The organism is Streptococcus oralis, assembly GCF_006175905.1.
GTDB classification, from domain to species: Bacteria; Bacillota; Bacilli; order Lactobacillales; family Streptococcaceae; genus Streptococcus; species Streptococcus oralis_BG.
In genome coordinates this window covers 829,403-841,207 of record NZ_SSNB01000001.1, presented here as the reverse complement: position 1 = coordinate 841,207, position 11,805 = coordinate 829,403, and the positions used below count along the sequence as shown (strand labels likewise).

Genomic DNA, 11,805 nt, shown 5'->3' with positions numbered 1-11,805 from the left:
GTATTTACTGATTAAATAGAATTTTCTTCCATCTTCTCACGTCCCAGTTCCCGATAGCTACGGTCACCGACGATTTCAACAGTAAACTGACCGTTCTCGTATTCTAGAATGGTCACACTACCATTATCTAGACCATGCGGATGCATGCCATTAATGAGATAAACCATCGTACCAATGGTCATCCCGTGGCTAACAACCAAGGCATTGCCACCACCTTGTTCTTCCATTTCTTTGGCAATCGTTTCAAAACCTTCTCTAATTCGGCCACTAAGTTTTTCCCAACCTTCAGCCCAACCAGCAGTATCAACCTCTACCAAACCTTCAGCTAGCTCCGCATAGGATAACTGATGAACATGATCCACCTTGAATACACGAGGAATGACCCCCATAAAGAGATCTCCATCATAGGCCCCATCAAAACTACCAAAGCACCACTCACGGATTCGCTTATCCATGCGGTAAGGGATTTTCCCTTGCAAGCCCAGTTCTTCTAGGATAATTCCCATGGTCTGAATGGTACGCCCTGAATCACTGGAATAAGCTCGGTCAAACTGCAAACCAGACTCTCTCAAGCCAATTCCCAACTCATGAATTCCCAACTCACCTTCTGCAGTTAGAGGCGTATCACTCCATCCTTGAGCACGTCCAATCGTGTTAAACATGGTTTTCCCATGACGGACTAAGTACAATCTTACTTTAGACATTTTCTATCCTCCATTTTCTTCTATTATATCATGGATCAAAGAAATATTTGGCTTTCAAAAGCAAAGCTCCTTCTCCTAATTTTGCCACAAGAAAAGCTACCCTCACGGTAGCTTCCCTAGGAGATTATTATGAAAAAGTTTAGGATTTCTATTAAATAAAGTTAGGAGGTCTTTATTTAATGATTATAGTATACACAGTCATCCTTAAACTCAACTTAAATCCTCTCGCTTTTTTATTAATTTTTAAAACTATGGATTGGAGCTGGGATTTGCCCACCGCGAGAGATGAAATCAACAGACGAAGCCCCGTTGACCTTCATTACTGGAGCTGTCCCTAGCAAGCCACCAAACTCAATCATATCGCCTTCCTTGCCCTTTGGAATAATACGGACAGCCGTTGTTTTCATGTTAATAACACCGATTGCCGCCTCATCCGCAATCATAGCTGCAATGGTTTCAGCAGGCGTATCTTCCGGAATGGCAATCATATCCAACCCAACAGAACAGATAGCCGTCATGGCCTCTAGTTTCTCTAAATTTAGAGAGCCATCTTGCACCGCAGCAATCATCCCCTCATCTTCAGAAACGGGGATAAAAGCACCTGACAAGCCACCGACTTGGTTACAAGCCATGACTCCGCCCTTCTTAACTTGGTCATTCAAAAGAGCGAGGGCAGCCGTCGTCCCATGCGTACCAACTGTTTCTAGGCCCATTTCCTCAAGGACACGTGCCACAGAATCACCAACTGCAGGAGTTGGCGCCAAGCTTAGATCGACAATTCCAAAGTCAACACCCAGTCTCTCGCTGGCCATCTGACCAACTAATTGACCGATACGAGTAATCTTGAAGGCCGTTTTCTTGACTGTTTCCGCTACTACATCAAAGCTCTGTCCACGAACTTTTTCCAAGGCACGCTTGACCACACCCGGACCCGAAACCCCGACATTGATGATAACATCTGCTTCGCCAACACCATGAAATGCCCCTGCCATAAAAGGATTGTCCTCAACAGCATTAGCAAATACGACCAACTTGGCCGCACCCATATCTGATAGCGCAGCTGTTTCCTTGATGATACGTCCCATATCAGCAATCGCAGTCATGTTGATGCCTGACTTAGTTGAGCCAATGTTAACAGACGAACAAACCTTGTCTGTCTCAGCTAGAGCGCGTGGGATAGAATTGATGAGAATTTCATCTCCTTTTTGGTAGCCTTTTTGTACCAAAGCTGAGAATCCACCAATAAAGTCAACACCAATCTCCTTGGCAGCCTTATCAAGAGCCTTTGCCAAAACAACATAGTCCGTCGCATCAGTCGCTGCTCCAATCAAGGAAATCGGAGTCACCGATACTCGTTTATTAACAATAGGAATCCCAAGTTCTGCAGCAATTTCATCTCCTACAGCCACTAGATTTGCAGCTTTAGCGGTGATTTTTTGGTAAATCTTTTCAGCAGCACGATTGATATCTGGATCAATACAGTCCAAAAGGGAAATCCCCATGGTGATGGTTCTGATATCGAAGTTCTGCTCCTCGATCATGGCAATGGTTTCTGTAACTTGTCTAATATCCATAGCCACCTCCTAGATATTATACATAGCGTCAAAAATTGCCGCACTTTGAATATTGATTTTGACATTCAAGGTCTGACCGAAAGTTTCAAACTCATTTCGCAGATAAGTGAAATCCTGTTTTTCGTCACTAGAAACGACCGTCATCATGGTAAAATACTCATCCAGTACTGTCTGAGAAATATCGTCAATATTCAAACCCAACTCTGCAATTTTAGTAGACACGCCTGCAACAATACCAGCCTTGTCCTTGCCAACCACTGTAATAATAGCCTTCATCTTTAGACTCCCATTCTACGATTTTTAGAAAACCTGAACGTTTTTGATTTTCTTTTTTCCTAGTATAGCATATTTCCATAGAAAATACTAAAAAACGCCTGCTTACGAAGTTGTTCTTAAACAAAAAACAATTTCGTAAACAAGCGTCTACCCTATCAAATGATGATGAGTGTTCCCGCTAGGACCGAAGTCCCAGCGGTAGACCAGAGCTAGACTAAGAGCACAAGACTCCATCATCATAACACTCAACAAAATTGATGATTTTATACTAATTCGATGATCGCCATTGGCGCAGCATCACCACGACGTGGTTCAGTTTTAAGGATACGAGTGTATCCACCGTTACGTTCAGCATAACGAGGTGCGATTTCTGAGAACAATTTTTGAAGTGCTGTAGTAGAAGTGTACTTATCAGTTGCTTCATCATAGTTTTCAGATGCGATTTCATTACGTACGAAAGCAGCTGCTTGACGACGTGCATGCAAATCACCACGTTTACCTAGAGTAATCATTTTTTCAACAGTTTTACGGATTTCTTTAGCACGAGCTTCAGTTGTCACGATTGATTCGTTGATCAAAAGGTCAGTTGTCAAATCGCGAAGCATTGCTTTACGTTGTGAGCTAGTGCGTCCTAGTTTACGGTAAGCCATGTATTCCTCCTTTATTTATCTTTTAATCCAAGACCCAAGTCAATGAGTTTAAGTTTCACTTCTTCCAAACTCTTGCGTCCTAGATTTCGTACTTTCATCATCTCTGCTTCAGATTTTTCTGTCAAATCATGCACAGTATTGATACCGGCACGTTTCAGACAGTTGTATGAACGCACAGACAAGTCCAGTTCCTCAATCGTACGATCCAAAATACGATCGTCAGATTCAGTATCAGCTTCTTTCATCACTTCAGTTGACTTAGCAATCTCAGTAAGATTTGTAAACAAATCAAGATGTTCTGTCAAGATACGCGCTGAAAGCCCTAAAGCATCTTCTGGAATAATTGTTCCATTAGTCAAGATTTCAAGGGTTAATTTGTCAAATCCATCATTGCTACCTACACGAGCAGGCTCTACTTGATAGTTGACTTTTGTAACTGGTGTATAAATAGAATCTACAGCAAGTGTTCCAACTGGTGCATTATCTTTTTTGTTTTCATCAGCAGGTACATATCCACGACCACTGTTAACAGTCATTGTCGCTTTTAGAGAAGAACCTTCACCGATTGTAAAGAGATAATGATCTGGATTTACAATTTCAATATCACTATCAGTCAAAATGTCTCCAGCTGTAATTTCAGCAGGACCTTCAACGTCAAGTTCAATGATTTTTTCATCTTCAACGTATGATTTCACTGCAATCCCTTTAATGTTCAGAATGATTTGCATCACGTCTTCACGAACACCTGGAACTGTGTCAAACTCATGCAAGACACCTTCAATGTTGATAGATGTCACTGCTGCTCCTGGTAGAGAAGCTAGTAGTACACGACGAAGAGAGTTACCAAGAGTTGTACCGTAGCCACGTTCAAGTGGTTCGATTACAAACTTGCCATAATCTTTATTTTCATCAATTTTTGTTATATTTGGTTTTTCAAACTCAATCATTTAGTTACTCCCTCTTAAACGAAAAGCAGTGTAATGCGATGATTATACACGGCGACGTTTTGGAGGACGAGCACCATTGTGTGGCACTGGAGTCACATCACGAATTGCTGTTACTTCAAGACCAGCGGCAGCAAGCGCACGAATAGCTGACTCACGACCAGAACCTGGACCTTTTACAGTAACTTCAACTGATTTAAGACCGTGTTCTTGTGCAGATTTAGCAGCAGCTTCAGAAGCCATTTGAGCAGCGAATGGTGTAGATTTACGAGAACCTTTGAAACCAAGAGCACCAGCTGATGACCAAGCAATTGCATTACCATGCACATCAGTAATCATAACAATAGTGTTATTAAATGTAGCGTGAATATGAGCAATACCAGATTCGATATTCTTTTTCACACGACGTTTACGTGTTGGTTTAGCCAAGACTTTTACCTCCTATATTATTTTTTCTTACCAGCAATCGCAACAGCTTTACCTTTACGAGTGCGAGCGTTGTTTTTAGTGTTTTGTCCACGGACAGGAAGTCCACGACGGTGACGAATACCACGGTAAGAACCGATTTCCATCAAACGTTTGATGTTCAAGTTTACTTCACGACGAAGGTCACCTTCAACTTTGATTGCATCCACTTCACGACGGATAGCATCTTCTTGATCTGATGTAAGGTCACGTACACGAACATCTTCTGAGATTCCAGCAGCAGCCAAAATTTTCTTAGATGTTGCAAGTCCGATACCATAAACGTAAGTCAATGAGATTACTACGCGTTTGTCATTTGGAATGTCAACTCCAGCAATACGAGCCATGTTTTCTCCTTTCTATCTTATCCTTGACGTTGTTTGTGTTTTGGATTTGCTGGGCAAATTACCATAACACGACCATTACGACGAATTACTTTACAGTATTCGCAAATTGGTTTGACCGATGGTCTTACTTTCATTTCTTATCCCTCCAAGTTTTTCGATTATTTAAAGCGGTAAGTGATACGTCCACGTGTCAAGTCATATGGACTCATCTCGACAGTAACACGATCTCCCGCTAAAATACGAATATAGTTTTTACGAATTTTACCAGAAACTGTTGCTAAAATCTGATGTCCATTTTCAAGTTCAACCGTAAACATTGCGTTAGGCATTGTATCGACTACTTTGCCTTCAACTTCAATCACATCGTCTTTTGCCACGCAAAAGCACCTCCATAAATTTCGATTCGATGCCTCTGAAAACAGAGACAACAATTATAAGTCAGACTATCTCAGTATAACATTTGTAGCGATTTTTTGCAAGTGTGAAAAACGCTTTATTTCAAATTTGTCAATACTTTTTCGATGTCTTTGAACACATCATTGATATCTTGATTTCCTTCGATATCGTGGACCAAACCTTTGGCACGGTAGTGAGCAATGATTGGTTCACCTTGGGCGATATTCACATCCAAACGACGCTTCACTGTCTCAGGTTTATCATCTTCACGTTGGTAGTAATCTTCCTCTTTATAGTCAACTGGTGGGTTGAAAACTTTGTGGAAGGTTTCACCTGTTTCGCGGTGGATGATACGACCACTCAAACGTTCCAAGAGACAATCTGGATTCACTTCGATATTGATCACGCCTTCTAGTTCGATACCAAGTTCCGCCAATGTTTTGTCCAAGGCATGGGCTTGTTCAATCGTACGTGGGTAACCATCCAACAAGAAACCTGTTTCCTTGATGTCGTCCTGTGAAAGGCGTTCTTTAACGATTCCATTTGTAACTTCATCTGGAACCAACTCACCTTTGTCAATATATGACTTCGCAAGTACACCCATTTCAGTTTGATTTGCCATAGCAGCACGGAACATATCTCCAGTTGAAATGTGTGCCACGTGGAATTGCTCCACAATTTTAGCTGCTTGCGTTCCCTTACCTGCTCCAGGTAAGCCCATAATCAAAAGATTCATGATAGGATCTCCTTATTTTGTATTTAAATAGAAGTAGAAATTTGTTTCAACCCCTATTTAAAAACAAAATAGAAGAGGGGAGACGAAAATCTCTCTGATAGATAGATCTTCATACTCCACTCTCTAAGCAAAAGTAATCTTGCTTTTATTCTGTTTTATCCATGAAACCAACATACTTACGTTTCAATAGGTAACCTTCTAGCTGTTTGATTCCTTCAATACCTGTTGAGATAATGATCAAAAGACTAGTTCCCCCAAAAGCAACAGCTTCTGAAAGACCAAAGACATCTTTTGCCACAATCGGCAAGATTGAAATCACACCTAGGAAGATCGATCCGACAGTCGCAAGGCGACGAAGAAGTTTCGACATGAATTCTTCAGTTCCCTTACCAGGACGGACACCATGAATGTAGGCTCCACTCTTTTGTAAGTTTTCTGCTGCTTTCTCTGGATTGATCTGTACAAATGTATAGAAGAATGTAAAGAGAATGATTAGCAAGGCATACATAGCAACACCTGTTGGAGCTGTTGTAGATAACATTTCCTGTGCTGTACGTACCCAAGCCCAATCATGACCTGTAGCACTCAAAAATTGAAGAATGGCTGCAGGTGCTGCTGTAATGGAACTTGCAAAGATAACTGGGATAACCCCCGCCGGGTTCACCTTCAATGGAAGGTATGAACTAGATGGGGCTCCTTGAGCAACTTTTGTATATTGGATTGGAATTTTATATTCTGCCTGTTGAACATAGGTTGTAAAGTATACAATCAACAAGACAGCGATAATCAAAATAACGACAAAGATAATAGATGAAGTCAAACGGCTACTTGGAATATTGACGAAGTAGTCAACATAGATTCCTTTAATCATTTCAGGGATTGAAGCGACAATACCTGCAAAGATGATCATAGAAACACCGTTTCCGTATCCTTTATCTGTAATTTGTTCCCCGAGCCAAGTTACAATCATACTACCTGCTGTGAGGATAATACCGATAGTAACAAAGACTTGTGGTGTTAAAGCTGTCGTTAATAATTTCGCTCCAGATAGAGTATTAAACCCTGCTGTGATCCCGATAGATTGAACAAATGCAAGTACAAGTGCAATATAACGAGTAGCTTGGTTTAGTTTTCTCCGTCCTACTTCCCCTTGTTTGCCCCATTCTACAAACTTCGGTAAAATATCCATTTGTAGCAATTGAACAACGATGGAAGCAGTGATATACGGACTTACACCGAGTGCGAAAACGGAGAAATTCTTCATGGCATTCCCTGAAACAAGACTAAGCATGTTCAAGAAAGATAAACCACTGAGAGCTTCTAAACTTTTCGCATTCACACCTGGAACAGTAATACTTGTCCCAATACGGAAAACAAGAATGATAAAAATTGTAAAGAGAATTTTTGATCGAACTTGTTTAACCTTGAGCGCTTCTTTTAGTAATTTAAAAAACATGGGTCACCTCTCTTAGATGACTTCTACAGAACCACCTTTAGCAGTGATAGCTTCCTCAGCTGATTTAGAGAATTTAGCTGCTTTCACAGTCAATTTCTTAGTCAACTCACCGTTACCAAGAATTTTAACTCCTGATTTTTCAGCTTTCACAATTCCTGCTTCGATAAGTACAACTGGAGTTACTTCTGCACCGTCTTCAAAGACGTTCAATTGGTCAAGGTTTACAATTGCGTATTCTTTAGCGTTGATGTTAGTGAATCCACGTTTTGGAAGACGACGGAACAATGGAGTTTGTCCACCTTCAAAACCAAGGCGAACTCCGCCACCGCTACGAGCTTTTTGACCTTTTTGACCGCGACCAGATGTTTTACCGTTACCTGATGAAGTACCACGACCAACACGGTTACGTACTTTACGAGAACCTTCTGCAGGTTTCAATTCATGAAGTTTCATTATTATTTTCTCCTCTTTTGTAAAATGCTAGCGCCGATAAGAGAGAAAAGGTTGTCTCCCTTATCAACTCGCCTATACATGGTCATCTTAGATGACTATACCTAGTTTTAGGGGATGAGTATTGCCACATCCCCTAAAAATTCATTAGTTTACTTCTTCAACTGTTACCAAGTGAGATACTGCAGTGATCATACCACGGATAGCAGCGTTGTCTTCTTTGATAACAGAGCTGTTCAATTTGCCAAGTCCAAGTGCTACAACAGTTTTACGTTGTGATGGAATGCGTCCGATTGGAGACTTAGTCAAAGTAATTTTAATTTGAGCCATTTTATCCCCTTTCTTATGCCAAATCAGAAACTGAAATACCACGAAGGGCAGCAACTTCTTCAGCGCGTTTCAATTGTTTCAAACCTTCAACAGTTGCGCGAACAATGTTGATTGGAGTGTTAGAACCAAGTGATTTAGATGTAATATCTGCCACACCTGCTAATTCCACAACGGCACGAACTGCACCACCAGCGGCAACTCCAGAACCTTCTACAGCAGGTTTCAACAATACTTTAGCTCCACCGAATTCTGAAAGAACTTCGTGTGGGATTGTTGTCCCAACCATAGGAACTTCAATCAAGTTTTTCTTAGCATCTTCCACTGCTTTGCGGATTGCTTCTGGAACTTCTTGAGCTTTACCAGTACCAAATCCTACGCGACCGTTGTGGTCACCAACAACAACAAGAGCTGCGAAACGAAGACGACGTCCACCTTTAACAACTTTTGTAACACGGTTGACAGCAACTACGCGTTCTTCTAATTCAACTGCATTGTCTTTAAATGCCATTTTCTAGTGTCCTCCTATTAGAATTTCAATCCGTTTTCACGAGCTGCATCAGCCAAAGCTTTCACACGTCCGTGATATAGATATCCACCGCGGTCGAACACCACTTCTGAAATACCTTTAGCGTTTGCACGTTCTGCAACGAGTTTACCGACAGCAACGGCTTGTTCAGTTTTAGTTCCTTTTGAAACTTCTTTGTCAAGAGTTGAAGCACTTGCGAGCGTTACACCCGCTACGTCATCAATCACTTGAGCGTAGATGCCTGTATTAGAACGGAATACGTTCAAACGTGGGCGATCAGCAGTTCCAGAGAGTTTTCCGCGAACGCGACGGTGGCGTTTTTGGCGGAGTTTGTTTTTATCTGGTTTAGAAATCACAGTTTTCACCTCTTTAGTTTTAAATCGTGTGCTATGCACTAAGTTGGAAAATAGGTTGGTGATTAAAAATCAACCACTCAACATTATTTACCTGTTTTACCTTCTTTACGGCGAACGAATTCACCAACGTAACGGATACCTTTACCTTTATATGGTTCTGGTGAACGAAGGCTACGTACGTAAGCAGCTGTTTGACCAACTACTTCTTTTGAAATTCCGCTAACAACGATTGTTGTTGGGTTTGGAAGTTCAAAAGTAATTCCTTCTGGAGCTTCAACTTCGTCTGGATGAGATTTACCAACAGCCAAAACAAGTTTAGATCCTTGAAGTTGTGCACGGTAACCAACCCCACGCATTTCAAGTTCTTTCTTGAATCCTTCTGATACACCAACAACCATGTTGTTCAAAAGGGCACGAGTAGTTCCGTGGATTGTTTTCATTTCTTTTGAATCGTTTGGACGGTGAAGAGTTACTTCAGTACCTTCCACACGAATTTCAATATCTTTTGAGAACTCACGAGTAAGTTCTCCTTTAGGTCCTTTTACAGTTACAACGTTGTCATTGTTAGTGATTTCAACACCAGCAGGCAACACGATAACTTTATTACCAATACGTGACATGTTTATTTTCTCCTGTTAGATTGTCAGGCCATTACAGCCAGTTTTCACGGGGTTAAATCGATTTCTCGATTAAAGGAACATTTAGATTTCAATTTCAAAGTGAATCTAGACATCGTCTCGCAGGCATAACTTTGGGTTAGGCAAGAGACGATAACGAAGAGTCACAAAGAAATTGGGAGCTAAATATTACCAAACGTAAGCGATAACCTCACCACCAACATTCTTTTGGCGAGCTTCTTTATCAGTAAGCAAACCTTCAGAAGTTGAAAGGATAGCAATTCCAAGTCCGTTAAGAACTTTTGGAAGATCTTCACGTTTTTTGTAGACACGAAGCCCTGGTTTAGAAACACGTTTCAAGTTAGTGATAACTTTTTCACCGTTTGGTCCGTATTTAAGGAATACACGGATGATGCCTTGTTTGTCATCTTCGATGATTTCTACGTTCTTAACAAAACCTTCGCGTTTAAGGATTTCAGCAATCCCTTTTTTGATGTTTGATGCAGGTACTTCAAGTACTTCGTGTTTCGCTTGGTTAGCGTTACGAATACGAGTTAGGAAATCTGCGATTGGGTCAGTCATAACCATTTTGTTTTTCTCCTCTTACTAGTAGTTTGCAAGTTGCACTTGCTAGTTAATGATTGAGCTGGGCTCAGATAGTATTGACACATTCAAATGAGAGAACTCTTATTTGAACACGAGCTACAACCTGTGCAAAAAAGATAAATTTGTTTTGGAGCATCGCTCCTTCTCCAAATTTCCTATTTTTGCTGTGGTTGTTACGCTCTTTGTATCATGATATTACCAAGATGCTTTTGTTACACCAGGAATTTGTCCTTTGTAAGCTAATTCACGGAAGCAAACACGGCAAAGTTTAAATTTGCGGTAAACTGAATGTGGACGACCACATTTTTCACAACGAGTATAAGCTTGAGTAGAGAACTTCGCTGGACGTTTGTTCTTAGCAATCATTGATTTTTTAGCCATTAGATTTACCTCCTATATTATTTTGCAAAAGGCATTCCAAGGCCTGTAAGCAATGCACGTGACTCTTCGTCAGTGTTAGCAGTTGTTACGATAACGATGTCAAGACCACGAGTTTTGTCAACGTCATCAAAGTTGATTTCTGGGAAGATCAATTGTTCTTTCACACCAAGTGTGTAGTTTCCGCGTCCATCAAATGATTTTGTTGGAACACCGTGGAAGTCACGCACACGTGGAAGTGAAACTGAAACCAATTTGTCCAAGAATTCGTACATACGTTCACCACGAAGGGTAACTTTTGCACCGATCGCTACACCTTCACGAAGACGGAAGCCGGCGATTGATTTTTTAGCTTTAGTGATAAGTGGTTTTTGACCTGAGATAAGTGCCAATTCTTCAGCAGCTTTTTCAAGACTTTTAGCGTTTGATACAGCTTCACCAACACCCATGTTCAAAACGATCTTATCTACTTTAGGCACAGCCATCACTGATGAGTAGTTGAATTGTTCTGTCAAAGCAGGAACTACTTCATTAAGATATTTTTCTTTTAAACGATTTGCCATTATACTTCTCCTTTCCTTCGTGATTAATCAAGCACTTCGCCTGATTTTTTGTTGTAGCGAACTTTTTTACCGTCTACAAATTTGTAACCAACACGACCAGCTACACCATTTTTGTCCAAAACTTGAACGTTTGATACGTGGATAGCTGCTTCTTTCTCGATGATACCACCTTGAGGAAGCTCGTTAGTTGGACGTTGGTGTTTCTTAACGATGTTAACACCTTCAACGATAACTTTGTTTACTTTTGGAAGGGCAGTAAGGACAACAGCTTCTGTTCCCTTATCTTTACCAGCGATTACGCGAACTTTGTCGCCTTTTTTTACAAACATTAGGTTTCTCCTTGATTTTTCTTACGCCCATAAGGGCACCCTAGCCTGAAGCTAGGGGACTAGTTTGTTTGTTTTTGCTCTGCGAAAATCAAAGCAATCCTT

Annotated in this window: 20 protein-coding genes; all 20 read right to left on the bottom strand. The window is 40.9% G+C overall.

The features are described from left to right. Positions 1 to 11: 11 nt before the first annotated feature. On the bottom strand, positions 12 to 704 hold the full coding sequence (locus E7Y33_RS04245) for a histidine phosphatase family protein (protein WP_000049290.1): 693 nt from the start codon (positions 702 to 704) through the stop codon (positions 12 to 14). Positions 705 to 940: 236 nt separating this feature from the next. Further along, the gene (locus E7Y33_RS04240; protein WP_139689729.1) at positions 941 to 2,278 is read right to left on the bottom strand and encodes a PFL family protein; all 1,338 of its coding nucleotides are present in this window, start codon (positions 2,276 to 2,278) and stop codon (positions 941 to 943) included. A 9-nt stretch (positions 2,279 to 2,287) separates the two neighbouring features. Further along, positions 2,288 to 2,554: an ACT domain-containing protein gene (locus tag E7Y33_RS04235; RefSeq protein WP_125391431.1), complete on the bottom strand. Its 267-nt coding sequence runs from the start codon at positions 2,552 to 2,554 to the stop codon at positions 2,288 to 2,290. Positions 2,555 to 2,817: 263 nt separating this feature from the next. Next, on the bottom strand, positions 2,818 to 3,204 hold the full coding sequence (gene rplQ / locus E7Y33_RS04230) for a 50S ribosomal protein L17 (RefSeq protein WP_000331493.1): 387 nt from the start codon (positions 3,202 to 3,204) through the stop codon (positions 2,818 to 2,820). An 11-nt stretch (positions 3,205 to 3,215) separates the two neighbouring features. Continuing rightward, positions 3,216 to 4,151: a DNA-directed RNA polymerase subunit alpha gene (locus tag E7Y33_RS04225; RefSeq protein WP_000568993.1), complete on the bottom strand. Its 936-nt coding sequence runs from the start codon at positions 4,149 to 4,151 to the stop codon at positions 3,216 to 3,218. Between the two features lie 42 nt (positions 4,152 to 4,193). Continuing rightward, positions 4,194 to 4,577 (bottom strand): 30S ribosomal protein S11, encoded by a 384-nt coding sequence (gene rpsK / locus E7Y33_RS04220; protein ID WP_001118385.1) that lies wholly within the window; start codon positions 4,575 to 4,577, stop codon positions 4,194 to 4,196. A 17-nt stretch (positions 4,578 to 4,594) separates the two neighbouring features. After that, positions 4,595 to 4,960: a 30S ribosomal protein S13 gene (gene rpsM, locus E7Y33_RS04215; RefSeq protein ID WP_000090781.1), complete on the bottom strand. Its 366-nt coding sequence runs from the start codon at positions 4,958 to 4,960 to the stop codon at positions 4,595 to 4,597. 17 nt (positions 4,961 to 4,977) lie between these two features. Further along, the gene (gene rpmJ, locus E7Y33_RS04210; protein WP_001808836.1) at positions 4,978 to 5,094 is read right to left on the bottom strand and encodes a 50S ribosomal protein L36; all 117 of its coding nucleotides are present in this window, start codon (positions 5,092 to 5,094) and stop codon (positions 4,978 to 4,980) included. 24 nt (positions 5,095 to 5,118) lie between these two features. Next, positions 5,119 to 5,337 (bottom strand): translation initiation factor IF-1, encoded by a 219-nt coding sequence (gene infA, locus E7Y33_RS04205; RefSeq protein WP_001029883.1) that lies wholly within the window; start codon positions 5,335 to 5,337, stop codon positions 5,119 to 5,121. Between the two features lie 116 nt (positions 5,338 to 5,453). Then, positions 5,454 to 6,092, bottom strand: a complete 639-nt coding sequence (locus tag E7Y33_RS04200; protein WP_001050433.1) for an adenylate kinase — start codon at positions 6,090 to 6,092, stop codon at positions 5,454 to 5,456. A 145-nt stretch (positions 6,093 to 6,237) separates the two neighbouring features. Beyond that, complete coding sequence (gene secY, locus E7Y33_RS04195; protein WP_139689728.1) at positions 6,238 to 7,548, bottom strand: preprotein translocase subunit SecY; 1,311 nt, start codon at positions 7,546 to 7,548, stop codon at positions 6,238 to 6,240. A 12-nt stretch (positions 7,549 to 7,560) separates the two neighbouring features. Next, the gene (rplO, locus tag E7Y33_RS04190) at positions 7,561 to 8,001 is read right to left on the bottom strand and encodes a 50S ribosomal protein L15 (protein WP_000766089.1); all 441 of its coding nucleotides are present in this window, start codon (positions 7,999 to 8,001) and stop codon (positions 7,561 to 7,563) included. A gap of 144 nt (positions 8,002 to 8,145) precedes the next feature. Further along, positions 8,146 to 8,328, bottom strand: coding sequence for a 50S ribosomal protein L30 (gene rpmD, locus E7Y33_RS04185; protein WP_000057241.1), 183 nt, complete (start codon positions 8,326 to 8,328; stop codon positions 8,146 to 8,148). Between the two features lie 13 nt (positions 8,329 to 8,341). Next, complete coding sequence (gene rpsE / locus E7Y33_RS04180) at positions 8,342 to 8,836, bottom strand: 30S ribosomal protein S5 (RefSeq protein ID WP_000874204.1); 495 nt, start codon at positions 8,834 to 8,836, stop codon at positions 8,342 to 8,344. Positions 8,837 to 8,853: 17 nt separating this feature from the next. Further along, positions 8,854 to 9,210: a 50S ribosomal protein L18 gene (gene rplR, locus E7Y33_RS04175; RefSeq protein WP_000624044.1), complete on the bottom strand. Its 357-nt coding sequence runs from the start codon at positions 9,208 to 9,210 to the stop codon at positions 8,854 to 8,856. A gap of 83 nt (positions 9,211 to 9,293) precedes the next feature. Then, positions 9,294 to 9,830, bottom strand: a complete 537-nt coding sequence (gene rplF / locus E7Y33_RS04170; RefSeq protein ID WP_000086626.1) for a 50S ribosomal protein L6 — start codon at positions 9,828 to 9,830, stop codon at positions 9,294 to 9,296. A gap of 186 nt (positions 9,831 to 10,016) precedes the next feature. Beyond that, a complete protein-coding gene (gene rpsH / locus E7Y33_RS04165; RefSeq protein ID WP_000245504.1) occupies positions 10,017 to 10,415 on the bottom strand; it encodes a 30S ribosomal protein S8 in 399 nt (132 codons plus the stop codon). A gap of 213 nt (positions 10,416 to 10,628) precedes the next feature. Beyond that, positions 10,629 to 10,814, bottom strand: coding sequence for a type Z 30S ribosomal protein S14 (locus tag E7Y33_RS04160; RefSeq protein ID WP_001085697.1), 186 nt, complete (start codon positions 10,812 to 10,814; stop codon positions 10,629 to 10,631). 17 nt (positions 10,815 to 10,831) lie between these two features. Then, on the bottom strand, positions 10,832 to 11,374 hold the full coding sequence (rplE, locus tag E7Y33_RS04155) for a 50S ribosomal protein L5 (protein WP_000013542.1): 543 nt from the start codon (positions 11,372 to 11,374) through the stop codon (positions 10,832 to 10,834). Positions 11,375 to 11,397: 23 nt separating this feature from the next. Next, positions 11,398 to 11,703, bottom strand: a complete 306-nt coding sequence (rplX, locus tag E7Y33_RS04150) for a 50S ribosomal protein L24 (RefSeq protein WP_000497691.1) — start codon at positions 11,701 to 11,703, stop codon at positions 11,398 to 11,400. Between the last annotated feature and the right edge of the window lie 102 nt (positions 11,704 to 11,805).